Genomic DNA, 21,305 nt, shown 5'->3' with positions numbered 1-21,305 from the left:
CTCAAAAGAGCTGCTGAATCTTTAGGACGAATTGACCCGCACAAATATTATCACTTTGGCTATCACTTTACAGAAGTTAATTTATCACTTTTAGCGGTGTGCCTAAGTGTGAAATGTAATAAGGGGATGCTGGCACGTGATTTATCTTGACAGAAAGTAGTTTATAAACTACCATTTTTTCATGGCAATAGAACTTAAGCAAACAGAAGCATTCAGAAAATGGAGAGTGCGACTCAAGGATGAACGGGCGCGAGCTGTAATCGCATCGCGCTTAGATCGACTGGCTTACGGTCATGCCGGAGATGCTGAACCTGTGGGGCGCGGCATTAGCGAATTGCGTATTCACTACGGCCCTGGATACCGTGTTTACTTTCAAAAGCGAGGAAGTACGATCATTGTTTTGTTATGTGGTGGCAATAAGAGCACGCAAGCAGATGACATCAAGAAAGCGCAGCGCTTGGCAGATGAATGGAGTGAATGAAATGACTGAAAAATTAACAACTTATGATCCCGCAGAAGACTTAGCCTCTGAAGAAGCGACTGCGCTTTTTATGGCAGAAGCATTCAAGACCGGTGATGTTGGATATATTGCACATGCGTTAGGCATTGTGGCTCGAGCCAAAGGGATGAACCAAATTGCGAGTCAAACAGGGCTTTCCAGAGAGCAACTTTATCGCTCTTTTAGTGAGCAGGGCAACCCTACCTTGAAAACAACCATAAAGGTCATGAAAGCGCTTGGCATCGAACTTACAGCCTTATTGCCAACCTCACCCGCATTTTCAGGTTGACGGTGTTGGGCAAGTTTGGGATCAGCCACGCCAACGATATAAGGCAAATCCGCCTCGTTTAGCGGAAGGTGGGCGACGGAAAACATAGCCCATCGCCTCAAGTTCACGAATGACATTGGCAATTTGTATTCTGACTCGATGTTTTTGTGCTGAAGAAGGCGCATGGCCGACGATAGATTTAACCAAGTCTTTCATCCTAAAATCCCGTTTAGGATAGGCACTCATCAGTTCCATAATCTCCCGCGCATATTTCATCCAAAAGCCTTTTCAATGCGAAAGCATCCGCTGTGTAAAATCGTCTCATAAGTGGCCAGCGACATTTTTAATTGGCGCGCAGCCCCCGTTCTGCCATAGCGAGTACGGCCCGATTCCCAAGGCTGAATATATTCTGCTTTCATTACATGTTGCTCTTGTTTCATCATCGCAACATAAGCCCGTTGCACAATCTCGGCATTCGGGATGTAGGGTGGAGGCAAAGATGTTTCGGCCTCGCCTAGATCACTGGGCGCACGATAGTACCGTTCAGCCGAAGCGCACTGCGTAGGCGGCAGAGGATGCGGCCAGGGTCCAGACCAGCACCAGCGAACCCAATTTTGTATTTCATACTCCACCCACTCGGGAATAAGCCGCCATGAACCTGTACTTTGCTTCATTCGCTGATCCTCACCTCGACTTCAACACGAGGCGTACCGTATCGCTTGCTGGCGTGTACGTCGATGACTTGTGAATCATCTTTCCAATTGACGCCGTTCGCGCCGTCCTTAACCGCTTTGACGATGTTATCCAGGTCTGGGCGTTTGGTAGGCATGACTTCGCCGATTGCTGCCGCTCGCTGCTTTTTAAGGCTCCAACTGGCTGGAATCGGTAGGAATGCTCGCACAATCAGCGCTATGGCAGATTCGATTGGGCTTTGTCCGTTCATCGCTTGCTGTGCGGCAAGCTTTACGAGGTTTTCATATCGTGCCGTTTTTTCTGGAGTGTAGTGCGCGATGTGGCCGTTACGGATACACGAACGAGCACGGCCTTTGGCAATGGGCTGGCCTGGGATCGTGAAGGCGATTATGTTGAGCATTTTTTTGTTTGAAATGAAAAAGATTAAGCGGCGATTTGTTGAGCTTCGTTTTGCAAAAGCACGGGTAAATTTTTCACGTTTAGCGATGTAAATTTGAGCAACGGTTGATCGGTTCCTTGGCACATGACTCGCTGCGCCATAGCAGCATTGCCGACGAGCAACGGTGGTGCAATTTCAAGCCCAAGTTGCTGATTTGTCATTTCTGCGATGCCAATCAACACAGGTGGATACTCTGGTACTTCGCTACGCATCCGGTATCCACGATAGCGATTCACAAATTCGTTGCGTACAAACGGCCAGTCATCTTCATGCTTTGTGCTGAGTTGCACCCAGCCACCCATCTCGGAAAGCACACGATGAATCAACGGGTCGTCGAAAACAATGCTTGGGTAGGGGCCTTTCTCGCGCATAGTTCGATCTACTTTGCTCCAAGCATTCAAAGCCGCATCTTGCGTAGAACCTTGCAGCATCTTGTGCACATCGGCGATTTTGGGCATGAACTGGCCCGTATCGGGGTTGTTCACATGCCGGTTGAGGGCTTCGCGTACAGCGGCGAGGTCATAGGCTTGCAAGCCTTGCCAGTAGAGCGCAATGACTCCAGAAGTCAAGTCACGTCCGTACATGGCTGCGACGGCTTGCAGCAATCCATCGAATGCGTTGAAGTCACAGGATTTCATAAACTTCTTCCCCGAAAATGAGTGCCTTGGCTTGACGCCCCGCTTCGGCATTTCTGGCCTCCAACTCAGCCTGTTTGCTGAGCTTCGGTGACCCACGGCGATTAAGCCCAAACAGCCCCTTCCAGCTGCTCACGATGCTTTGATCGATCACAGCGGAAGGGTCATGACCGTCGTCCCGAAGCCGAGAAAGCTGAGCAATTGCCCGAACTTGAGCCTCATCGCTCATCGGCGCTTTCAAGCGCTTTCGATGCTTCACGAAAGCTTCCCAATCGGCCAAAGCCAGCCAGTTCGGCAAGGCCACAGCGGGCGCATCGCGTTCGCCAGGGGTTGAAGGAGATTTATCCCCTTTAGGTTTTGAAGAAGAAGGTGAAGATGAAGAAGAAGATGAAGGGGGGGGATATTCTTCATCAGGAAGGGGGGTTTTAGGTTTTGTTTCATAACCCCCCTTATCTTTTTTAGGCCTCCCCCCTTTGTATCCGTGTTCAGCGCCTAATTTGCCAAATTCTTTACCCCCCTTGCCGCCTTCAGCGCGGATATTGCGGAGCCGTTCATCGTTAACCATTCTGCGTGAGTAAATCCCCCCTTGTTCTGTACAGGAAAACACCCCTGCGCTTTCTAGTTCGTTAAGCAAACCTTTAACTACTTTCTCAGTTTCACCAATCAATCGGGCAAGCTGAGTGGCACTCATCGCTTTGCCGTTAATCGCAAGCTGCCCGTATGGCTCGCATTCATGCATGATGCAGAGCATCTCAATCCATAAGCCGCGAGCAGCTACTGAGCAGCTTTGTAGGGCAGAGTCTTTACGCCAGTCGGCGGGGTAGAATTGGAAGGCAGGTCGCTTCATCTTTAAGTTTTCCCTTATCTAATATCTATTACTGTTCAATCTCTTGATCTGAGGCCTTATTCGTCCCGAACGGTCCCTGCCAATAAATCCCGATGCGGACTAAGCTTGCCGTATATGAATTCACGAAGAATCTGACGGATGAACGGGCTTAACGAATCGTGGCCTTTGAGTGCAGCTAACTCTTTTAGATCTGTCTTGAGCTTTTCGCCCAAGTGCAGCTTTATTTCTTCTGTGCATTTTTCGCGTTTTTGGTTCACAACATCACCAACTCATCAGAAAAGTACATATGACTGAAAATGAAATTAAGTTTGGCTCATTAGTATTAGAGCCGCAAAGTAATAGAGGAGGTGTCATCGCCAAAGCAGCTTTCGAGCGCCATAGATTTGGCGTTCGGGAAAGAATCTCGGCAGAAGTCTTGCTCCCTGTTCACGGTAAAACTTTGGAAGCCATTCAAGAGCAGTTTTTTCGGCATACATCCAAGCTGCTTGAAGAGTTTTGGTTTGCGAATGATCCACAGAAGTTTTGGCGACCGGTTTGATATGTTTTCGCTGTGCATTGCAAAATCCTCCGCTCATGCGATAGTGGTTTTTTTGAGGTGCATTTAGATGTCTTCCTGATTGAATTTCGGTGGATAAGTTGTTACCTGTTTAGAGTTTGGTTATTGGTTCGCAAGTTCAGGCCAGATCAGCATCCAGTCGTCAGGACGAAGATCGCGACGCGTCACCGCCCCATCGGTTACACGCTCGATTGCAGCACAATGTTCGATAGGAGCTGGCCGGATACCGTTGGAGATTTGCCAGATATATGCTGCGGCTAGCCCTGTAGCAGAGGCGAGAGCGGCTTGTCTGCCACGAGTGCCAAGGTAGTCCTTTAAGTTCATCGCTTAATTTTAATATGGGAAATGAATAAATTTTAGCTGAGCTAAATAATTTGTCAATAGCCAAGCTATCTATAGCAATGCTTAATATATGTAGCATGGACAGAAAAATTATTCTCCAAGAACTTCTTAAAAGTCGGTTTGGTGGGAGCCAAGCCGCGATGGCGCGTGCTCTCAAGAGGTCGCCGTCTCAAATTCATCAGTGGTTAAGTGGTCACAGGATGATTGGTGATGCGGGTGCTCGCCATATTGAAATGACACTTGGTCTTGCTCTTGGCTGGATGGATGGCAAAGTGTCCTTTCCGCGAAGCTTGAAAGAGGATGTCGGCGTTGCGACAGACGATGAGTTTGCTCTTATTCCACATTTGGATATTGCAGCTGCTTGTGGAGAAGGGCGCTTCGTCGATCAAGTAGTGTTAAAAGGTAGGTTAGCCATTGAAAGGTCAACATTGCGTGATTTGGGTGTATCAGAAGCAGCGGCGCGTATCATCTATGCTGCTGGTGGCAGTATGTGGCCGACTATTCAGGATGGAGGCTTGGTACTAATCAATATCGCTGACATTACGCCAAAAGATGGAAAGGTGTACGCAATCTGTACGCCGGACGGAGGTTTGGTGCTGAAGCGTTTGATCTGGGACTACCATCCAAACATTGGTGCGCAGACATGGATCATGCGCAGTGACAATTCAGACAAGGCTGTGCATCCTGACAAGGTATTGCCGCCAGATGACCGTACGATGATTGTGGGGCGTGCTGTCTGGAACGACAATAGGTTGTGACAATAAATTGAGCTTGCTTAACGTCCTTTTCACCGCTTCTTCATCTATAAATTCTTTCCCATCGCATGGAGACCGCGGTTTAAGCCAACAAATTTATTGAGGAATAAAGTAGTAAATTAAGAACTATAAGGCAAAGTTGGCGCATCGCCAATGTAAGCCAAGCCCATTACCATACTCCTACAATACCTTAAATCTTAAGACGTATATATCGATACTTTCGTCATCCATCAGGGCGCGGTATCAGGCGTGAAAGCAGGGGTTTCAAAGTAGAAATTCAAGTAGAGTTTACTTGTCGGAGCTATGGCTGGTGCTCGAAAAACTACTTCAGCATAGAACCTGTATTTTTACTGTACTCAGTCTTCCTCGGCAGTCTTTATCGAATTTTATTTCGGATAGCAAACAACTTTGCTAAAATGTTTAGCTTAGCTATTGACAAATAATTTAGCTTAGCTAAAATTTACTCATCGTCACCTTTACGGACAGACAAATGGGCCAAACATTCGATACTAACGTTCGTTTCACTGCTGCAGGAGCTTCGAGTAGTCCTGACGTTAATTCTCATCAAAAGAACAGAACAGAAAGTCAAATAGACATGCTGATGGATATTAAGCCTAGCGAACTTAAAGGCGCTTATGTGCCGACAGTTAATGCGCGTGACTTGTACGCATTTTTAGGCATCAGAAAAGATTTTTCTACGTGGATTAAGGGCCGCATTGTGCAATATGGCTTTGTTGACAACCAAGATTACCTGCTCACCCAAATTGGGGAGCAGCTATTCAGCGGCACCAAATATCGAAAGGAATATCACCTGACCTTAGAAATGGCGAAAGAATTGTCGATGGTTGAGCGCAACGAAAAAGGCAAGCAAGCCAGACAGTATTTCATTGAATGTGAGCGCCGCACTCATTCGCCTGCAATAGATTTGCAAAGTTTGCTTAGTGATCCAAAACAGCTACGCACAGCACTACTGATGTATACCGAAGAAGTCGGGGCGCTGCGAAGCCAGGTGGAAGAATTAAAACCTAAAGCAGATTTTTATGATCATGTTGGAAAAGCAATCAATGCTCAAACCGTGCAAGAAGTGGCTAAGGCAATCGGCACAGGACCTAACAGACTTTTTTCCTGGTTGCGCGAGCGCCGTTTATTGATGCCGAACAATTTACCGTATCAAGAACAGATTGAAGCTGGGCGCTTTCGCGTGATTGAGCGGCAGTATGAAGACCCGAGAGGCGAAAACCATATCTATGCACGAACTCTGATCACTGGAAAAGGTTTGACGTGGATTCAGAAGCAGTTTGCTCAAGGAGCGACAGCATGAATTACGAAGCCATTAATGGAAAAATTTTCATGAGGCCAAAGACAAGTCCAGTTTGCGCGAAAGCAAGCCCAATCATCCATTTGACAATCTCAAACTTCATATTAGCCAGTTTGTTATCCATACGCTGTTCTAAGGTGACGAACTTGGTATCCATGTCTTTGCGTAAATCATTTATTTCATGGCGCACGCCTATAACTTCATGGCGCAAGCCTGTCTCGAGTTTATCTAAATCATTTCTTATAGCAGATTCATATTCTCGAAGATCAGCTTTGGTTGCTAATTCTGCTGTCTCGTGTGAATTTCTTACGGCAATAGAAAAAGCTTTCGCCTGTGCCTCTGGCACGCCAGCATCTTTAAGCGTCTCAACAAACTGCAATGTATCGAATGCAACTGCACCCATAGTAAATATCTCCTGTGTCCAAATTCTAGCACAAGATTTTCTTTGTGATGGTGATACCAGAAAAGCTGCAAACGAGGGCGAATTCTACCCATGGAGTTTGATATGAGTTCAAACCAACTGATGCAGAAGTTCGAAGCACACTACGACTGGTTGCAGGCTCGGTCAGAAGCTGCCGATGAGGCTTACTGCTCGCTTACTGACGAAGTAGAAGAAAACATGACTTTCGAAGATTTGCTCGAAGCGATGGTGAAGTTACCCGACTCGATTAAAAAGCAAGCGCTGCGCGATGCGGCCCAGGGACGCACCACCTTTTTGTTTGCTGAAACTTATGATCGCCTTTTGCAAGCGCAGACAGATGAGGCCCTGCAAAGAGCGACAGAATACGCACGATATCTGCCTGTGTATGAAAGCTAAAGCCATACAAAAACGCCATCGATTCCAACCTTCGTAAAGGAGAACGTTATGTCAGAAACATTTCTAGAGCCAAAGAAATACGAATTAGCCCTTGATGATTTTATCGAGGAATCAGGCCATAAGCTCTTCCGAATCCGAGCCTTGCGGGACTTTGACGAGGTCAAGGCAGGCGATCTTGGCGGATATATAGAGCGAGAAGCCAACTTAAGTCACTCAGGTTCTTACTGGGTATACGGGGATGCGTGGGTATTAGAAAACGCCCAAGTTGATGATGACGCGCAAATATGGGACAAGGCCCGCGTATCAGGCAACGCCCAAGTATTGGGCTACGCCTGTGTATCAGGAGAAGGGCAAGTCTCGGGCCATGCCTGTGTATCAGGTGAGGTTCGTGTATCAGGCAACGCCCAAGTATTGGGATATGCCTGTGTATCAGGAGAAGGGCAAGTCTCGGGCCATGCCTGTGTATCAGGTGAGGCTCGTGTATCAGGTAAGGCCCGTGTATTGGAGCAAGCCAGGGTATCCGAGGATGCACGGATATTAGAGCGAGCGCACGTATTGGGCAAAGCGTGGGTATTGGGCTACGCCTGTGTATCAGGAGAAGGGCAAGTATTGGGCCGTGCTCAGATAGTAGGCAGTGCGCACATATCGGGCCACGCTTGTGTATCTGGTGAAGCCCAAGTATTCGGTAAGGCAGAGGTGTCAGGCCGTACGCACTTATCCGGCAATGCGAGAGTGTCGAGCGATCAGGATTTTATTGATTTTTCTCATTTCCGTGGCATAGCTTTGACCATTTATCGCGCGCGTAGCGGTGAGATTGAGGTGAAGCACGAAACCTTTTGCGGCCCCTCCGAAGCGTTCCTGCAAAGAGTCGTTGAACAACATGGTGATTCGGATACGACTCAAGACTATCGACATTTGATCGAATTCGCGCAACGGCACTTGCAGGCCAATAGCTCTTTACCAGAGTTTTCCGCATGACACGCCTTGAAAACGACAACGCGTTGCTACGCGCCGCGTTACGAGCGGATCGGATTGAGGCTTTTATCAAAGCCAGCGCCGTATTTATCTCGATGATCGCCTGCTTGTTAAGCATGTTTTTCATCTTAACCCATTGGAGATAGCCATGGTTGATCGATGCGCGAGTCGGTTTAAGGGCTGGATGAAGAGACTTGAGCAATACGCTCAACGCAATCCGAAGCGTGTGATCGTTGGGTGCACGCTCATCGCTTTTTTCATCCTGTTTGCAGCGCATTGTTTCAATGCTTGATAGAGGAAATCAAGATGGAAGACGGTGACCCTTTTCAACAATGGCAAGAACAGCTTGAAGAGCAGTATTCATTATTTGAAGGATTAAGACATGAGTATTCCCTGCCTAATTTTAGGTCAGCCTGGTACGGGCAAGTCGAGTTCGCTGCGTAAGCTTGATTCGGCTAGCACATTGTTAATTCAAGCGGTCAAGAAACCATTGCCGTTCCGCTCGACAGGGTGGGGCTATTACGACAAAGAGAACAATCCAGGCGGCAATATTTTTGTGAGCGATATTCCGGCAGAGATTTGTACCGTAATGCGTAAAACTCGGCGCAAAGTGATTTGTATAGATGACTCGAACTATGTGATGTCAAACGCATTTTTAAGGCGCGCGCATGAAAAAGGGTATGACAAATTTACGGAGATGGCGAACGATATTTATTCGATTTTCACCACAGCGGCTCATCTAGCCCCTGACGTGCGCGTCTACATCTTTGGTCATACGCAGCAAACCGAAGATGGGATTGTGCGCTTCAAGACGATTGGCAAATTACTGGATGAAAAAGTCTCGCTCGATGGCCTAGTAACGATTTGTTTGCGCACCGTAGTACGAGATGGAACGTACTGTTTCGCCACCCGAAATAACGGTTCCGATACGGTCAAAGCCCCGATTGATCTCTTTAGCAGCGATTTGATCGAAAACGATCTTTCGATGATTGACGCGGCGATTACGGAATTTTACGCACTGAACCCTCAGACTCAACCGAAGGAAACACGATGTATCAATTAAATACGAATGCAGCACGACAAGCCGAGCAATTGAGTTCGTGGATTAATGAACCTGGCAAATATATTGGGACCTTTATTTGTGCCGAGCACGTGACCAGCAGCAAAAAAGGATCACAAGGAATTAAATTCACCTTTGAAACTCAGGAGAGGCAAAAGGGAAGTTTTACGCTGTGGATACTGGATGCACAGAGCAAGGAACTGTACGGCTATCAACATCTGAATGCGCTAATGGTGTGTTTGCGCTTGAAAAATATAAAAGCGATTCCTGGCTCGGCGAAAAAATGGGACGAGTCAAGCCAGTCGATGATCTCAAGCCCTGCTCAGGTTTTTGCGGAGTTGACGGATCAGAAAATCGGTGTGCTATTGGACACGGAAGAGTATGAAAAAAAGGATGGCAGCATCGGCATAAAGGTAGCGCCCGTAGGTTTTTTTGATGCGAAAAGTGACTTGATGGCGTCGGAGATACTGGATCAGAAAGGGCAGCCTGAGCAGCTTGCGAAAATAGTTCGAAAGCTGAAGCACCGACCGCTAAAGCATTTAAGTCCTCCATCGTCAGGCAATGCGCCGTATGTTGTGGCGAAGAGTTCTAGCCATCAGTTTGACGATATGGACGACGACATTCCTTTCTGAGGTCAATATGAAAACGTCACTTTACATCCTTGCTGCTGAATATCGGGAAGCGGCAGACAAATTAACGGACCTTGATCTGGATGAGCAAACGCTTTCAGACACGCTCGAATCGATAGCGGGTGGGCTGGATACGAAAGCTGAAAACCTTGCCAAGCTGATACGGGAGCTAAAGAGTCATGAAGAAAGAGCCAGTACAGAGGCTAAGCGTATTCAAGAGCGCGCTCAACGTTTTACCAGCCGCCGAGAATGGTTAAGCGAATATTTGAAAGACAGCCTTATCCATGCAGGCCGGCTAAAAATAGAGATGCCTTACTTTACCGTATCTGTCAGAAAGAACCCAGCCGCAGTTGTGATTGATGACGAAAAAGCATTACCGAGGGATTATTGGGTCACCCCGACCCCTGAGAGCCGTCCGGATAAGAAACGAATTGCGCAAGCGCTCAAAGAGGGTTTGAGTGTACCTGGCGCCCGTAGCGTTAGCGGTCAGTCGTTGCAGATTAAATAATTTCCCCAGAGGCTGCCCGGCGGCCGTGCCTGAGAAGGTTAAAAGCCGGGACATTTTCAAAAGACCCTTATAGGACTTATGCCATGACACACCCAACGGATCACTTCAAAGCGACCTTGCAAACGGCGGTCAGTGATTTATTGCGACTGAAACAAGATTTACTCCTGGCGCTAAAAAACGAAGGTTTTGAAACATGTGAATGGCAACGTGAGGATAACGAGCGAAACACATGGCGGAGTTCATGCGGCGAACTTTGGTCGTTCGTTGAAGGCGGGCCAATAGAGAATCGAGTGGTTTTTTGTCAATATTGCGGCAAGGGTTTAGAACTCCTCGACGCTGAGTCATCAAGAGAAGACGATAAATAAACCTACACCCGGATTACTTCACACAAGTTGATAGCAGTCATTGATTGGAGGTTGAAATGCAGAATTTCATACATTACGCCAAGCGCTGCCAAAGCTGGCTGAGTTCAATACAAACCCGAGTGAGTTTGCAAAAGCAGGCGAGGAGGCCTATTGGGATGATTCCGTTGCCGGTGTTTGGGCTGATTTGGCTATGCGTTCTGAGCTTTATCGCGTTAGGTGAGGTACCCGGAGAACTCTCGGTGATGTTGGCGGTCGTGGCGGTATTAGGGTTTAGCTGCGCAGAGATCGGCAAACATATACCGGTTCTGCGGTACTTGGGCGGCCCCGTGATGGTGACGGTGCTGCTGCCGTCGTATTGGGTGCATAGCGAACTGATGCCGATGGAGCTGGAAAGCTCGATCAGGGCATTTTGGGAGAACACGAATATCCTGTATCTGTTTACGGCTGCGGTGGTGGTGGGCGGTATTTTGAGTATGGAGCGAGGTCTTTTGATTAAAGGTTTCGTGAAACTCTTTGTGCCACTGGCTGCGGGTTCTGTTGCAGCGACAATCGTGGGTACCCTGACGGGGATGGCGCTGGGGTTGAGCGCACACCACACATTTTTTTACATTGTGGTTCCGATCATGGCCGGTGGCCTGGGTGAGGGGGCGATTCCGTTGACCCTAGGCTATGCGGCGATTTTACAGACGTCCCAGCCCGAGTTGTTTGCGCAGGTGATGCCGCCGATCGTGCTGGGGAATCTGACGGCGGTAGCGTGTGCGGGGGTGCTGCATCGACTTGGGCAGCTTAACTCGGACCTGAGCCAACTAGGTCAAAAGCTGTCCGCAGGGCATTTAAAAAGCCGGCCCACCGATTCAACACCCGCCGCTTTGATGGAGTCGTTGGCCTCGGTGGGGATGGTGGCTTTGAGCCTCTATATGGTGGGGGTTTTGGTACATCAATTGACCGGTTGGCCCGCGCCGTTGGTGATGCTGGGCTTGGCGGTCCTGATCAAACTCACGGTGACGCTTTCATCCGGACTGGAAGAAGGGGCGTATCTGATGCACCACTTTTTTACCCAAGCAGCCGCGTATCCGATTTTGTTTGGGATGGGGTTAACCCTGACGCCCTGGCAAGCCCTGGTTAGCGTTTTAACGCCGGTTTATTTAATCACGATTGTGGTGACGGTGCTGACGTTGGCGCTGGTGGGTCTGATTGTAGGTCGTTGGGCCGGATTAAATCCAATTGAAAGCGCCATTATCAATGTTTGCCATAGCGGGATGGGTAGCGTGGGGGACATGGCGATTTTGACCTCAGCGCATCGGATGCACCTGATGCCGTTTGCGCAGTTGGCGACGCGTATGGGGGGAGCGCTCACGATAGTGATTGCGCTGATGATGTTTAGCGTTTACCAAAATTAATTTAAAGAAAAGTGATCATGAAGAGCCAAGAAAGTGCAAAGCGTTATAGATATGCGGTGCTGAACTATGGCGAACGATTTGAAGATGGATATGGTTTTGAATCGAAGCTAGATGAAGATGAGGTTGAAGATTTAGTGCGAGCAGCAGCGGAGCATATTGATTCGGAGAGTTTTTGGTGGGCGGATAGTGGAAAGGGTGAAATGGTTATTGAAGTGTTTAAAGAGGATGGTTTAAGTCTAGGTGTTTTTGGAGTTTATAAAAAACGGATAACCCATTTTAGTATTTATCCAAAAAATAAAAGCGTAGATTCAACGAACCAGACGGAGAGGTCACATGGGTGATATGGGTGAAGATTTCAGAGCGATGAGGGATGACAGGAATGCGCGGCGTGCGAAGTACGGGGTTGATTGTCCGCGCTGCGCGGAGGTGCGGCCCCGCGCCCCTGCATCGATTTTGCTGCCCCAACAGCGCTGCCGTGTGGACGGCTATGTTGATCCACGCTCCGAGCTGACGGACGAACAATGGAATGACGTATGAAACCTGGCTTCATGCAAATGCCAACGGTAAGCAGTAAAACCCCATGAATGAATGGAGAAAAGAGATGACGACGTATAAATATATTGTGGATAAACGTTGGGGATTTGAAGATGCGGATTGTTTAGAGTCAAGTTGGGGTGAAGAGGATGCCGAGTATGTAGCCAGAGAGGTGGCAGGGAATTATTACTCAGAAAGTGAGGGAACTTGGGAATGGAATGAATCTATTTCAATTCAAATCTTCAAAGAGGATGGGACAAGCCTCGGAGTATTTGAGGTGGGATACGATTTGGAACCTCAATTTTGGGTTTCTGAAGAAGAGTCCGATCAACGCTCCAGCCTATGCTGAGGAGTGGAAATGAGTGAAGTTTTTTTGACCGAAGCGCAAGTGGATGAGCTGACAGGGATCAGGCGGGGCAAGACGCTGGAAGCGGGAACCGCATATGCCCGCAAGGCGAGTAAATACGAAAGGCAAGAAGCCTATTTAAAAGAGCAGGAGATCGTATTTTTTATGAACCAGAGAGGTCGGCCGATTGTGACGCGTGCCGCGGTAGAGGGTCGGTCAGAAGAAGTGAAAGCGAAAAGTTGGCAACCAAAGTTAGCGATCCAGGTAAAAGATGAGCCAAACCGCGTTTAATTTACCGCCGCGGATGCGAGCGAGGGTACAGCGTAGCGGGCAAACCTATTATTACTACGACACGGGCCATTCCTCGAGACAGGAGATCGCGCTGGGGCCAGATTATCTAGAAGCGCTGCAAAAGTGGAGTGAGCTGGATAGTCAAAACCAATTGGAGGATCGAGTCAGGGTAACGTTTCGTCATGCAGCACAAAGATATAGACAAGACGTGGTCCCAACGAAAGCGCCTCGCACGCAGAAAGACAATTTGGCGGAATTGGTTAAATTGCTGGAATTTTTTGATAATCCGCCGGCGTTAATGGATGAGATCAAACCGATCCATATTCGCCAGTTTTTAGATTGGCGAGTGAAAGAGACCATCAGAAAACTGAAAGAGGCCGGCCAGGCAGTCAAGGGCACCGAAGGTCAGATCCGAGCGAATCGAGAGAAGTCATTGTTCTCGCATATCTGGAATAAGGCGAGGGAATGGGGCTATACGGATCAGCCGAATCCGTGTTTGGGGATCAAGGGCTACCGAGAAGATGGTCGCAGCGTATATATCGAGGATGGTGAATATGATGCGATTTATGCAAAAGCGCGGCAACCATTGCGGGATGCGATGGATTTGGCGTATCTAACGGGTCAGCGCCCCTCGGATATTTTAAAGATGACCGAGCAAGATATCAAAGAAGGCTGCTTGCTGGTGCAGCAAAACAAGACGAAGACGAAACTGAGGATAGCGATCACTGGTTATCTAGAAAAGACGCTGGATCGCATTTTAAAGAGAAAGGCAGAGCACCACACAGGGCATATTGATTTGGTGGTGAATGAGTTAGGAGAGCGAGTCGCGTTAAAGACGCTGCAAGCGATGTTTGCGGGAGCGCGAGCAGCAGCGGGCTTATGTGCAGCAGAGTATCAGTTTCGAGATTTAAGAGCGAAAGCGGGGACAGATAAGGCGGAGTTATCGGGAGATATTCGTCGAGCGCAAAAGCAATTGGGTCATACGAGTATCAAGATGACGGAACACTATGTGCGCAATCGCCGAGGTGAGAAAGTTGAGCCGACGAAATAAAGGCACGGTGACGCATATTGATCGAGGGTTATTTTTATGAGTTTCAGCAACGATTTAGTTAACGGCTATTACGAATGGCTGAAATGCAAGACGACCTGGCGCAAAATCGGAGACTGGGTTGAAATCACCACGCCGTATTTAGATCGACATAACGATTATATTCAAATTTACCTACGTCAGCAGGATAACGGTTGGATACTGACCGATGACGGTTACACGCTGAACGACCTGGCTCAATCAGGCTGTCATATTGATACGCCGCACCGCAAGCGTTTATTGGAAACCCTACTGAAGGGTTTCAGTGTGGTGCAAGTATCGAATTGTTTGGAGGTTAGGACGGATGAAGAAAATTTTGCAGCGCGTACACATGACCTCATCCAAGCCATTCTAGCAGTGAATCACTTCTTTTAGCGCGACAGAGCTTGGAACGAAAGCCGCATCATAAAAGCCTGTGAGTATTACGAGTCACTGCAAGAGTTTTTATTCAGCTCAATATTCAAATTAGAGGTTTTTATGCCTTATTAAGGCGAATTAAGCATGAGATATCCGAGGCAAATTTGACATAGAATTACGCTAAGAAAGCTTCGAATACTTTCGAAAATTTTGGCGTTGCTTATTTCTAGCTTTGAAGCTGGGGTATTTGGTGAAGCTGGATTGTTAACCGTGTATTCAGAGACAAGTAAATACAAAATATACAGAGGAGTAGTGAGCATGTTGCCCGTTTCAGGTTCGAAAATCCCCCAAACTTCCAATGCGTTAACGCCCTCCAATTTGCGGACACAGATTGAAGCAATTCATGAGCAAGCGAGCGGAGATGGGCAGAGCATTGTGCAAGCCAGCGAAAACTGTGTGGTGAGCAATCAACTCTATGGAGAGAGTCACACAGTCACAACAAACTTTTTCTTAACGGCTTCCGATTCAAATACTAAGTTGATATTTGAAAAGTTGAATGTCCATGCAGAGGCCGCGCGTTACAAACCTTTGGCGCAATTAGGCACGCATATTGAGGAATTAAAAGTAGCGTACCTGAATGCTCTCGAAGAAGTCGATGTCGTGAGAGATGCCCTCGCTTTATATGTTCCTTGTGAAGGGCAGGAGAGTGCACATGCCGAAGCATCTTTTGCTTTAATAGAAAAGGTACGCGATTTTTTATCATCCGAGAAAAAAGTGCTTTTACTGCTAGGTGAGGCGGGTTCCGGTAAATCCACCTTTAATCAATATTTAGCGCGCACACTCTGGGAAGAATATCAGCGATCTTCTGAAAAAGATGCCCCCCTCCCGCTTTTTATTGCGCTTGCCGAACATAACCCCTCCTGCGAGGATTTAATTGAGAGCTATTTACTTGAGCAAAAATTTTCGCAAGGCGCTATTGATGCACTCCGAAAAGAAAAGCGGTGCATCTTTATTTTAGATGGTTTTGATGAAATTAAAGATCGCTCTCAAGCATTTTATACGCATAATAGGCTAGACCGCTGGAATGCAAAGGTCATTATTAGTTCTCGCCCGGAGTATCTTGGAAAGGAATATAGCAGCCAGTTTCAGAAACGTGGTCAAACCAGTGCGCTGCAAGAATACTGGATTTCGCCGATTTCAGATAACTGGATAGAAGCCTATATTAAAAATTATATTCGGCATGCTGGGCACCAAAATTGGAATTTTGATCGGTATTTAGCCGCGCTGAATAGGTTACCCACGTTAAAAGAAGCGATACGCCGTCCTTTTTTACTTAGGATGGCGCTCGATCTTTTACCTGACTTAACTGAAAATGAGTCGACAGCGCCTATTACTCGTATTGCGCTTTATGATGAATATGTCTCGCGTTGGTGGAGTCGTTCTGAAGTACGGTTGCAGCATATTAAATTGACGGATGAAGAGAAGAAAGCGCTAGAAAAACTCAGACTCCATCTAACTGCGAAGGGACTTGGAGCTAGTCAGAAGATGGCTACTGCGCTTACCAAAGAGGGCTTAATACAAGCGTTTTATGAACCTGAAAATGGTGAGGTTGTTCCTGAAGCGTGGCGAGCCTATTTTGAAGATGATGCGGAAAAACGTTTATTGCTTTTTAATGCACCGCTTATTCATCGAGGACAATACTATCGGTTTATCCATAAATCAATTCAAGATTATTTAGTTGCGCGAGCGATCTGTGGACGGCAGTTTAGCAGCAAAGTACCTGATGTCAAAGCGGAGCTGAATAAGTGCTTACTGGTGGATGAACCGCTCATTCTCGACTTCTTAGTAGAGCGGATCGGGCAACATCCTTTATTTAAAAAATATTTGCATGCATGGATAGAAGCCTCTAAAGATTCTGATGCTGTGACTGTAGGGGCAGCAAATGCGATAACGGTATTGGTTAGAGCGGGGGTACAGTTTAATGGTGCTGATTTAAGAGGAATCCGGATTCGGGGTGCAGATTTGAGAGGGGGTGAATTCGATCATGCTCAGTTGCAAGGGGCAGATTTAAGGGAGGTTAATCTTCGTAGCATATGGTTAAACAAGGCCAATTTAATTGATGTTCAGATGGAAGGCGCCAAGTTTGGCGAGAGGCCGTTTCTAAAGGCAGAGAGTAAGATGGAGTCCTGCGCGTCGTATTCACCGAGTGTGAACTCCTATGCGATTGGCCTCAGGAATGGCCGGATTAGTGTATATGATACTTCGAATTGGAAACGGCTTTTCACCTTAGAAGGGCATACCTCCTCTGTTAATAGCGTAAATTATTCGCCGAGTGGGACTCAGATTATCTCTGTGAGTTCTGACAATACGGTACGTATGTGGGACGCGCACAGCGGAGCCGCTTGTTTCACCTTAGAAGGACATACCGACTATGTTACTAGCGTGGTGTATTCGCCGAACGGTAGACAGATTGCGTCGGGCAGTTGGGACAAGACGGTAAGGCTGTGGGACGCGGAAAGTGGAGCCGCTGGCCTGACCTTAGAAGGCCATACTGATAGTGTTTCGAGCGTAGTGTATTCGCCGAGTGGTGCTCAGATAGCGTCGGGGAGTGATGACAAGACGGTGCGTCTGTGGGACGCGGAAAGTGGAGCCGCTGGCCTGACCTTAGAAGGCCATACTGATAGTGTTTCGAGCGTAGTGTATTCGCCGAGCGGAGCACAACTGGCCTCCGGGAGTTCTGACAAGACGGTGCGTGTGTGGGACGTGAAAAACGGAGAGCTTATACGCACCTTAAAAGGACATGCAGAAGGAATTAGGAGCGTTGTATATTTGCCTAGTGGTATTAGCATTGCCTCTGTTGGCGTGGAAGGCGAAGTACGGGTATGGGATGCTGATACTGGAGATTTGCTGCAGGATGTATCAAGGAGTCATAGCGGTAGTGTTTATAGAATCTTGTATTCACCGCAAGGAGATCAGATAGTTTCTGACAATTCTAGGACATTTTAGAGCAGAAGCGTTAGATTATGAAAGTGTGCAAGCACCGTTTGTAATGAGTGAAGCGATCTGGCTACAGTGTTCTAATTGTCCTGTATGGAGTATTTCGATGCTCGCTAGTGAAATTTTAATCACCGATAGAAAGATTGGTCGGATCGCTGGCTCTCGCTATAGCAGACAGCTAGTGGGGTTATAGGGGCATCTATTTGTATCTTTACAGTATGTGTAAAGCTGTAATTTCAATGGATTGCGAGAAGGGCTAAGGCATAGCTTGTATATGTTGTAGTTTCCGATAGAAAGCTCTTAATCCAAGTGCTTGTTCACGCCATTGGTAGCAGACGTTGGCGTTAAATGCATTGACTTCGGCAATCTCAGAAAGCGAAATGCCGGTGGGCTCATCGTTCAGATTTAGCGAGGTCTGCCGGTAACAGCCGCGCTGTAGTAGCACAAGATGCCAAAAGCAGCATTGTAGCGGCGCAGAAGGCCACCAGGTTAGTTGGTTTCCCATTTAAAACATCTAGAAATTTCCCCCGCTTGGGCTTGTTCTGCTGTTCTCCACAGCAAGGTACAAGACGATAAAAAATCATCTCAAGCTCCGACTTAGTCCAAATATTTTTTTCTTGTATTTATCGCTGCGATAAGCCCGCCCACGCAACAGAATAAATAACGCATTCCGAAGCAAAAGACCGGCGCACGTCTTTTTATGATGAGGCCAAACAAGGCATCAAGAGAGGGAGAACGAAGCAAAAACCGGCGCAGAAGCGGGGGGGTGAAACTGTAAAACCTTATAAACACAGGGTATTGGCGGAAAGGGAGGGATTTGAACCCTCGATACTGGGGACCAGTATACCGGATTTCGAGTCCGGCGCATTCGACCACTCTGCCACCTTTCCTAAATACTTCTTATCGCCGATGAACAACGGCAAAGAGGATGAATTTTATCAGAACAACGCGTGCACTGCGTTAATTTATTATTTCTTTTGGCTTTAGTTTTCGTGGTCGGCGTTAAATTGTGGTTGGAACGCTAACGCGTTGAACATATCTTTTGCGCGATCCCGCATTTGCGTTTGCATTTGTATAAATAAATTTTTCGATTGCTCAAGATAGCTTGTCATCATCGCTTGCATTAGAGGGGCTTGCATATTGATAAATTGGGACCACATGTCGGCAGAGATGCTGCTATCGTAAAGGTCTTTTAGTTGTTCGGTAAATGTGTTCTGAATGTCGACGAAAGCTTGCAGATTCTTTTGCAGGTAGCTGCCGATCATTTCTTGCATAGGGTGGCCGTAAAATTGAATGAGCTGCAGTAGCATTTCATGAGAAAAAATGGGTGTGCCAACACTTTCTTCCTCGAAGCTGATTTGCAGCAAGATGCAGCGAGTTAGGTTCTCGTTGGTTTTTGCATCTACTACCTGAAATACCTGTTTGTCTAGCACCAGTTGTTTCACATCGGCTAGCGTAATATACGTGCTCGTTTGTGTATCGTAGAGGCGGCGATTAGGGTATTTTTTGATTATGCGCAGGTTTTTTTCGTTGGTCATTTTTACTCTTGTTACTTACAGTTTTTATAGTATTCACTAAATTACGCGGATATGCCACTTATCTTAGCTTGGATGCTCGAGCCAGATTAGCGCCGCTTGTCTTCCAGTCAGCGATTGCCGCCGATATGAATAAAAATGAGTGGGGTCCGATGCCGTGCACCAGGCACCGCCGCTGATTTGTTTGATGCCAGCGCGGATCAGCCGTAAACGCGCTAATTCGAATAGATCGGCCCAATATTTTCCAGATAGGTGCGGGCAAGGTCGGAAGGCGGCGGCGGTGGCGCTGCTCTCAGCAGCGGTGGCCATCGTTAAAAAAGTATTGCGCACATCGTCGCCCACTTCAAATGTGCGAGGGCCAATCGCGGGCCCAAGAAATGCATAGAGCTCTTCGTACGGGCTTGTTAATGCCGCCACTGCAGCCGCTGTGCGTTCTAGTACTCCAGCGGCAAGGCCGCGCCAACCGGCATGAGCGGCACCCACTGCGCGACCGGCATGGTCGCATATGAGTACGGGCAGACAATCTGCCGTCATGATGGCGCAGGCAATGCCGGGTTGTGCTGTGACGCTAGCATCTGCGTGTGAAGGGTTACGGGCATTGATGGCGATTTCTGCGCGTATGACGTCTGCTTTGTGAACTTGTTCAAGCCAGGCGATATGGGTCCCAGTGAGAGTGGCGAGTCGTTTGCGATTTTCGGCTACGCATGCTGCTTCATCTCCGGTATGCAGGCCAAGGTTGAGACCCCCCGCGGATTCGGTCCCGTTTTGCACTAGTCCATAAGGTGGCGCGCTGACGCCGCCCGCCCGTGTTGTAAAGAGTATGCGCACACGCGCTGCGACAGGCCAATTCGGCGTAAGGCAATCCGCTAGCGATAATGGCGCATGTCCAGTGATGTCTGTATTCATGTAAGCGGGTGTTTTTAGTCGTTATCATTTAACTCCTCGGCTTCAATTGTATCGTTAATCACGGCGGAGGTTAGACCTAGTGCGTTTGCAAGCAGCAAAATATCAGCCGGCGCAGGTGCGCGCCAGGCACATGTTAGGTCGTTTAGCGGATGCTTTAATTTGAGTTGCCAGGCGTGGAGCGCCTGCCGCGCGAAGCCAGCCGCGCGGGTGGTGGCGAGCAACTGAGTATAGTGGGCCATTTTGCAGTATAGCGGGTCTCCGATGAGAGGATGCCCAAGATGGGCTAAATGCACGCGGATTTGGTGCGTGCGTCCAGTCTCAAGGTCGCACTCTATGAGCGCGAAGGGTTGGCCGGCTAGGTTGCCGCTTGCAATTCTACGATAATGGGTGCACGCAGGTTTGCCGGCTGTCTCTGATACCACCGCCATTCTGATCCGATTGCGTGGATCGCGCCCGATTGGGGCGTGAATCGTGCCCTGTGCGTTGGGCGTACCCCAAACGAATGCAAGGTAGCGACGTTTAACGGTGCGCGCTTGTAGTTGGCGGATTAGGTGCGTTTGCGCAGTGAGCGTACGCGCAATCACCATTAAGCCAGAGGTATCTTTGTCGAGGCGATGGACAATGCCGGCGCGCGGCAGTCCGGCGGCAGCTTTGCCATAGCGGTGTAAAAGTCCGTTAAGCACGGTGCCGCGCCAATTGCCCGCGGCTGGGTGCACCACAAGTCCAGTGGGTTTATTAATCACGACCAGCGCTGCATCTTCGTAAATAATCTCAAGCGGCACCGGCTCAGCCGTAAAGGCGGTTGCTTCAGGCGATAGCTCTGGCGCTATGAGGATCGAGGCTGCGAGTGGAGCGGCTTGTCGGAGCTGGGCGGGGCTGCCGTTGATCTGTACCCGCCCAGTTTCTATCCAGCTTTGTAAACGGTTGCGCGAATAATTAGGAAAGAGGCGGGCGAGTGCTTTGTCTAGGCGCTCGCCTGCCAATTCGGCAGGAATCTGCGCCATCAGATAGGGCAGCTCATCTGTTGGGGCCAACTCGGCCGACTCTGAATCCAGCGCGGATGCACTATGGGCGCGTATATCTGTGGCAAATGCAGCGGTAGAGTCGGGGCTTGGGCTATAATCTTCTACGCGAAAACGAGTCATT

At 48.3% G+C, this 21,305-nt stretch carries 31 protein-coding genes and 1 tRNA gene; 20 read left to right on the top strand and 12 right to left on the bottom strand.

All coding sequences use genetic code 11. The annotated features are described in order from the left end of the window. Nucleotides 1-181 precede the first annotated feature (181 nt). Entirely contained in the window at nt 182-481 is a 300-nt protein-coding gene (locus MCB1EB_RS07395; RefSeq protein ID WP_045361684.1) for a type II toxin-antitoxin system RelE/ParE family toxin, read from the top strand. Between the two features lies 1 nt (nt 482). Continuing rightward, entirely contained in the window at nt 483-788 is a 306-nt protein-coding gene (locus MCB1EB_RS07390; protein ID WP_045365370.1) for an addiction module antidote protein, read from the top strand. Nucleotides 789-809: 21 nt separating this feature from the next. Here the strand turns inward: MCB1EB_RS07390 and MCB1EB_RS07385 are convergent, their stop codons facing one another. Genes MCB1EB_RS07385 through MCB1EB_RS07360 form a run of 6 tightly spaced genes read right to left on the bottom strand, consistent with a single transcriptional unit; the run spans nt 810 to nt 3,638 of the window. Beyond that, nucleotides 810-1,043 (bottom strand): hypothetical protein, encoded by a 234-nt coding sequence (locus MCB1EB_RS07385; protein WP_045361687.1) that lies wholly within the window; start codon nt 1,041-1,043, stop codon nt 810-812. Further along, on the bottom strand, nt 1,040-1,441 hold the full coding sequence (locus MCB1EB_RS07380; protein ID WP_045361690.1) for a hypothetical protein: 402 nt from the start codon (nt 1,439-1,441) through the stop codon (nt 1,040-1,042). Before MCB1EB_RS07380 ends, MCB1EB_RS07385 begins: the two co-directional genes overlap by 4 nt. Then, on the bottom strand, nt 1,438-1,860 hold the full coding sequence (locus MCB1EB_RS07375; protein ID WP_045361692.1) for a RusA family crossover junction endodeoxyribonuclease: 423 nt from the start codon (nt 1,858-1,860) through the stop codon (nt 1,438-1,440). The genes MCB1EB_RS07380 and MCB1EB_RS07375 overlap by 4 nt, the downstream gene beginning before the upstream one ends. Before the next feature lie 23 nt (nt 1,861-1,883). Then, nucleotides 1,884-2,537 (bottom strand): DUF6475 domain-containing protein, encoded by a 654-nt coding sequence (locus MCB1EB_RS07370; protein WP_045361694.1) that lies wholly within the window; start codon nt 2,535-2,537, stop codon nt 1,884-1,886. After that, nucleotides 2,524-3,381, bottom strand: a complete 858-nt coding sequence (locus MCB1EB_RS07365) for a phage replication initiator YdaU family protein (protein WP_126353951.1) — start codon at nt 3,379-3,381, stop codon at nt 2,524-2,526. The genes MCB1EB_RS07370 and MCB1EB_RS07365 overlap by 14 nt, the downstream gene beginning before the upstream one ends. Before the next feature lie 56 nt (nt 3,382-3,437). After that, nucleotides 3,438-3,638 (bottom strand): ribbon-helix-helix protein, CopG family, encoded by a 201-nt coding sequence (locus tag MCB1EB_RS07360; RefSeq protein WP_026921972.1) that lies wholly within the window; start codon nt 3,636-3,638, stop codon nt 3,438-3,440. 29 nt (nt 3,639-3,667) lie between these two features. On the opposite strand from MCB1EB_RS07360, the gene MCB1EB_RS07355 reads away from it, so the two are divergent. Further along, nucleotides 3,668-3,919, top strand: coding sequence for a hypothetical protein (locus MCB1EB_RS07355; RefSeq protein WP_045361699.1), 252 nt, complete (start codon nt 3,668-3,670; stop codon nt 3,917-3,919). A 120-nt stretch (nt 3,920-4,039) separates the two neighbouring features. Here MCB1EB_RS07355 and MCB1EB_RS07350 read toward each other — a convergent pair whose 3' ends face one another. Beyond that, entirely contained in the window at nt 4,040-4,261 is a 222-nt protein-coding gene (locus MCB1EB_RS07350; RefSeq protein WP_045361702.1) for a transcriptional regulator, read from the bottom strand. Between the two features lie 95 nt (nt 4,262-4,356). Between MCB1EB_RS07350 and MCB1EB_RS07345 the strand changes: the two genes are divergently transcribed. Continuing rightward, entirely contained in the window at nt 4,357-5,037 is a 681-nt protein-coding gene (locus MCB1EB_RS07345) for a S24 family peptidase (protein ID WP_052393566.1), read from the top strand. Nucleotides 5,038-5,524: 487 nt separating this feature from the next. Further along, entirely contained in the window at nt 5,525-6,355 is an 831-nt protein-coding gene (locus tag MCB1EB_RS07340) for a phage antirepressor KilAC domain-containing protein (protein WP_081953429.1), read from the top strand. Nucleotide 6,356: 1 nt separating this feature from the next. On the opposite strand, the gene MCB1EB_RS07335 is transcribed toward MCB1EB_RS07340, so the two are convergent. Continuing rightward, on the bottom strand, nt 6,357-6,755 hold the full coding sequence (locus MCB1EB_RS07335; RefSeq protein WP_045361705.1) for a CCDC90 family protein: 399 nt from the start codon (nt 6,753-6,755) through the stop codon (nt 6,357-6,359). A 102-nt stretch (nt 6,756-6,857) separates the two neighbouring features. Here MCB1EB_RS07335 and MCB1EB_RS07330 point away from each other — a divergent pair, with 102 nt between their 5' ends. The 15 genes from MCB1EB_RS07330 to MCB1EB_RS07265 all read left to right on the top strand — a co-directional run bounded on the left by MCB1EB_RS07330 (nt 6,858) and on the right by MCB1EB_RS07265 (nt 17,727). Beyond that, nucleotides 6,858-7,169, top strand: coding sequence for a hypothetical protein (locus MCB1EB_RS07330; RefSeq protein ID WP_045361709.1), 312 nt, complete (start codon nt 6,858-6,860; stop codon nt 7,167-7,169). A gap of 48 nt (nt 7,170-7,217) precedes the next feature. Continuing rightward, nucleotides 7,218-8,147, top strand: coding sequence for a hypothetical protein (locus MCB1EB_RS07325; RefSeq protein ID WP_045361712.1), 930 nt, complete (start codon nt 7,218-7,220; stop codon nt 8,145-8,147). Continuing rightward, a complete protein-coding gene (locus tag MCB1EB_RS12050) occupies nt 8,144-8,290 on the top strand; it encodes a hypothetical protein (protein ID WP_161566200.1) in 147 nt (48 codons plus the stop codon). Before MCB1EB_RS07325 ends, MCB1EB_RS12050 begins: the two co-directional genes overlap by 4 nt. Nucleotides 8,291-8,526: 236 nt before the next feature. Next, nucleotides 8,527-9,207 carry an ATP-binding protein gene (locus MCB1EB_RS07320; protein ID WP_045361716.1) on the top strand — a complete coding sequence of 227 codons (681 nt, stop codon included), beginning with the start codon at nt 8,527-8,529 and terminating at the stop codon, nt 9,205-9,207. Next, the gene (locus tag MCB1EB_RS07315) at nt 9,195-9,836 is read left to right on the top strand and encodes a hypothetical protein (RefSeq protein WP_045361719.1); all 642 of its coding nucleotides are present in this window, start codon (nt 9,195-9,197) and stop codon (nt 9,834-9,836) included. The genes MCB1EB_RS07320 and MCB1EB_RS07315 overlap by 13 nt, the downstream gene beginning before the upstream one ends. 7 nt (nt 9,837-9,843) lie before the next feature. Continuing rightward, nucleotides 9,844-10,341, top strand: coding sequence for a siphovirus Gp157 family protein (locus tag MCB1EB_RS07310; protein WP_045361721.1), 498 nt, complete (start codon nt 9,844-9,846; stop codon nt 10,339-10,341). 83 nt (nt 10,342-10,424) lie between these two features. After that, nucleotides 10,425-10,706 carry a hypothetical protein gene (locus MCB1EB_RS07305; protein ID WP_045361724.1) on the top strand — a complete coding sequence of 94 codons (282 nt, stop codon included), beginning with the start codon at nt 10,425-10,427 and terminating at the stop codon, nt 10,704-10,706. Between the two features lie 56 nt (nt 10,707-10,762). Further along, entirely contained in the window at nt 10,763-12,106 is a 1,344-nt protein-coding gene (locus tag MCB1EB_RS07300; protein ID WP_081953431.1) for a 2-hydroxycarboxylate transporter family protein, read from the top strand. Nucleotides 12,107-12,123: 17 nt separating this feature from the next. After that, nucleotides 12,124-12,447 carry a hypothetical protein gene (locus tag MCB1EB_RS07295; protein WP_126353949.1) on the top strand — a complete coding sequence of 108 codons (324 nt, stop codon included), beginning with the start codon at nt 12,124-12,126 and terminating at the stop codon, nt 12,445-12,447. Next, nucleotides 12,440-12,643, top strand: a complete 204-nt coding sequence (locus MCB1EB_RS07290; RefSeq protein WP_126353948.1) for a hypothetical protein — start codon at nt 12,440-12,442, stop codon at nt 12,641-12,643. Before MCB1EB_RS07295 ends, MCB1EB_RS07290 begins: the two co-directional genes overlap by 8 nt. A 43-nt stretch (nt 12,644-12,686) precedes the next feature. Next, on the top strand, nt 12,687-12,989 hold the full coding sequence (locus MCB1EB_RS07285) for a hypothetical protein (protein ID WP_126353947.1): 303 nt from the start codon (nt 12,687-12,689) through the stop codon (nt 12,987-12,989). Nucleotides 12,990-12,998: 9 nt separating this feature from the next. Beyond that, nucleotides 12,999-13,277: a DUF4224 domain-containing protein gene (locus MCB1EB_RS07280; protein ID WP_045361631.1), complete on the top strand. Its 279-nt coding sequence runs from the start codon at nt 12,999-13,001 to the stop codon at nt 13,275-13,277. Next, on the top strand, nt 13,258-14,328 hold the full coding sequence (locus tag MCB1EB_RS07275; RefSeq protein WP_081953432.1) for a tyrosine-type recombinase/integrase: 1,071 nt from the start codon (nt 13,258-13,260) through the stop codon (nt 14,326-14,328). Before MCB1EB_RS07280 ends, MCB1EB_RS07275 begins: the two co-directional genes overlap by 20 nt. Nucleotides 14,329-14,364: 36 nt before the next feature. After that, nucleotides 14,365-14,739 (top strand): DUF1828 domain-containing protein, encoded by a 375-nt coding sequence (locus tag MCB1EB_RS07270; protein WP_052393569.1) that lies wholly within the window; start codon nt 14,365-14,367, stop codon nt 14,737-14,739. Nucleotides 14,740-15,039: 300 nt separating this feature from the next. Beyond that, nucleotides 15,040-17,727 (top strand): NACHT and WD40 repeat domain-containing protein, encoded by a 2,688-nt coding sequence (locus MCB1EB_RS07265; RefSeq protein ID WP_052393570.1) that lies wholly within the window; start codon nt 15,040-15,042, stop codon nt 17,725-17,727. Nucleotides 17,728-18,517: 790 nt separating this feature from the next. On the opposite strand, the gene MCB1EB_RS07260 is transcribed toward MCB1EB_RS07265, so the two are convergent. The 4 genes from MCB1EB_RS07260 to MCB1EB_RS07245 all read right to left on the bottom strand — a co-directional run bounded on the left by MCB1EB_RS07260 (nt 18,518) and on the right by MCB1EB_RS07245 (nt 21,304). Further along, a tRNA-Ser gene (locus tag MCB1EB_RS07260) sits at nt 18,518-18,608 on the bottom strand. A gap of 93 nt (nt 18,609-18,701) precedes the next feature. Further along, complete coding sequence (gene phaR, locus MCB1EB_RS07255) at nt 18,702-19,256, bottom strand: polyhydroxyalkanoate synthesis repressor PhaR (protein ID WP_045361731.1); 555 nt, start codon at nt 19,254-19,256, stop codon at nt 18,702-18,704. Nucleotides 19,257-19,319: 63 nt separating this feature from the next. Then, complete coding sequence (gene pgeF, locus MCB1EB_RS07250; RefSeq protein WP_126353946.1) at nt 19,320-20,159, bottom strand: peptidoglycan editing factor PgeF; 840 nt, start codon at nt 20,157-20,159, stop codon at nt 19,320-19,322. A gap of 14 nt (nt 20,160-20,173) precedes the next feature. After that, the gene (locus MCB1EB_RS07245) at nt 20,174-21,304 is read right to left on the bottom strand and encodes an RluA family pseudouridine synthase (protein ID WP_045361734.1); all 1,131 of its coding nucleotides are present in this window, start codon (nt 21,302-21,304) and stop codon (nt 20,174-20,176) included. Nucleotide 21,305: the final 1 nt, after the last annotated feature.

The organism is Mycoavidus cysteinexigens (genome assembly GCF_003966915.1).
In the GTDB taxonomy this organism is placed as follows: domain Bacteria; phylum Pseudomonadota; class Gammaproteobacteria; order Burkholderiales; family Burkholderiaceae; genus Mycoavidus; species Mycoavidus cysteinexigens.
Note: the sequence above shows the minus strand (reverse complement) of the source record. Positions and strands in the feature narration are given on the sequence as shown.

Bases quoted from the DNA above. Each gene is read 5' to 3' on its own strand.
- MCB1EB_RS12050 (WP_161566200.1), top strand. From the start codon at position 8,144: ATGACACGCCTTGAAAACGACAACGCGTTGCTACGCGCCGCGTTACGA.
- MCB1EB_RS07345 (WP_052393566.1), top strand. From the start codon at position 4,357: ATGGACAGAAAAATTATTCTCCAAGAACTTCTTAAAAGTCGGTTTGGT.
- MCB1EB_RS07320 (WP_045361716.1), top strand. From the start codon at position 8,527: ATGAGTATTCCCTGCCTAATTTTAGGTCAGCCTGGTACGGGCAAGTCG.
- MCB1EB_RS07280 (WP_045361631.1), top strand. From the start codon at position 12,999: ATGAGTGAAGTTTTTTTGACCGAAGCGCAAGTGGATGAGCTGACAGGG.
- MCB1EB_RS07330 (WP_045361709.1), top strand. From the start codon at position 6,858: ATGAGTTCAAACCAACTGATGCAGAAGTTCGAAGCACACTACGACTGG.
- MCB1EB_RS07385 (WP_045361687.1), bottom strand. From the start codon at position 1,043: ATGAAATATGCGCGGGAGATTATGGAACTGATGAGTGCCTATCCTAAA.
- MCB1EB_RS07325 (WP_045361712.1), top strand. From the start codon at position 7,218: ATGTCAGAAACATTTCTAGAGCCAAAGAAATACGAATTAGCCCTTGAT.
- MCB1EB_RS07370 (WP_045361694.1), bottom strand. From the start codon at position 2,537: ATGAAATCCTGTGACTTCAACGCATTCGATGGATTGCTGCAAGCCGTC.
- MCB1EB_RS07310 (WP_045361721.1), top strand. From the start codon at position 9,844: ATGAAAACGTCACTTTACATCCTTGCTGCTGAATATCGGGAAGCGGCA.
- MCB1EB_RS07290 (WP_126353948.1), top strand. From the start codon at position 12,440: ATGGGTGATATGGGTGAAGATTTCAGAGCGATGAGGGATGACAGGAAT.
- MCB1EB_RS07300 (WP_081953431.1), top strand. From the start codon at position 10,763: ATGCAGAATTTCATACATTACGCCAAGCGCTGCCAAAGCTGGCTGAGT.
- MCB1EB_RS07270 (WP_052393569.1), top strand. From the start codon at position 14,365: ATGAGTTTCAGCAACGATTTAGTTAACGGCTATTACGAATGGCTGAAA.
- MCB1EB_RS07335 (WP_045361705.1), bottom strand. From the start codon at position 6,755: ATGGGTGCAGTTGCATTCGATACATTGCAGTTTGTTGAGACGCTTAAA.
- MCB1EB_RS07295 (WP_126353949.1), top strand. From the start codon at position 12,124: ATGAAGAGCCAAGAAAGTGCAAAGCGTTATAGATATGCGGTGCTGAAC.
- MCB1EB_RS07375 (WP_045361692.1), bottom strand. From the start codon at position 1,860: ATGCTCAACATAATCGCCTTCACGATCCCAGGCCAGCCCATTGCCAAA.
- pgeF (WP_126353946.1), bottom strand. From the start codon at position 20,159: ATGAATACAGACATCACTGGACATGCGCCATTATCGCTAGCGGATTGC.
- phaR (WP_045361731.1), bottom strand. From the start codon at position 19,256: ATGACCAACGAAAAAAACCTGCGCATAATCAAAAAATACCCTAATCGC.
- MCB1EB_RS07245 (WP_045361734.1), bottom strand. From the start codon at position 21,304: ATGACTCGTTTTCGCGTAGAAGATTATAGCCCAAGCCCCGACTCTACC.
- MCB1EB_RS07350 (WP_045361702.1), bottom strand. From the start codon at position 4,261: ATGAACTTAAAGGACTACCTTGGCACTCGTGGCAGACAAGCCGCTCTC.
- MCB1EB_RS07355 (WP_045361699.1), top strand. From the start codon at position 3,668: ATGACTGAAAATGAAATTAAGTTTGGCTCATTAGTATTAGAGCCGCAA.
- MCB1EB_RS07395 (WP_045361684.1), top strand. From the start codon at position 182: ATGGCAATAGAACTTAAGCAAACAGAAGCATTCAGAAAATGGAGAGTG.
- MCB1EB_RS07365 (WP_126353951.1), bottom strand. From the start codon at position 3,381: ATGAAGCGACCTGCCTTCCAATTCTACCCCGCCGACTGGCGTAAAGAC.
- MCB1EB_RS07340 (WP_081953429.1), top strand. From the start codon at position 5,525: ATGGGCCAAACATTCGATACTAACGTTCGTTTCACTGCTGCAGGAGCT.
- MCB1EB_RS07315 (WP_045361719.1), top strand. From the start codon at position 9,195: ATGTATCAATTAAATACGAATGCAGCACGACAAGCCGAGCAATTGAGT.
- MCB1EB_RS07275 (WP_081953432.1), top strand. From the start codon at position 13,258: ATGAGCCAAACCGCGTTTAATTTACCGCCGCGGATGCGAGCGAGGGTA.
- MCB1EB_RS07305 (WP_045361724.1), top strand. From the start codon at position 10,425: ATGACACACCCAACGGATCACTTCAAAGCGACCTTGCAAACGGCGGTC.
- MCB1EB_RS07390 (WP_045365370.1), top strand. From the start codon at position 483: ATGACTGAAAAATTAACAACTTATGATCCCGCAGAAGACTTAGCCTCT.
- MCB1EB_RS07285 (WP_126353947.1), top strand. From the start codon at position 12,687: ATGAATGAATGGAGAAAAGAGATGACGACGTATAAATATATTGTGGAT.
- MCB1EB_RS07380 (WP_045361690.1), bottom strand. From the start codon at position 1,441: ATGAAGCAAAGTACAGGTTCATGGCGGCTTATTCCCGAGTGGGTGGAG.
- MCB1EB_RS07265 (WP_052393570.1), top strand. From the start codon at position 15,040: ATGTTGCCCGTTTCAGGTTCGAAAATCCCCCAAACTTCCAATGCGTTA.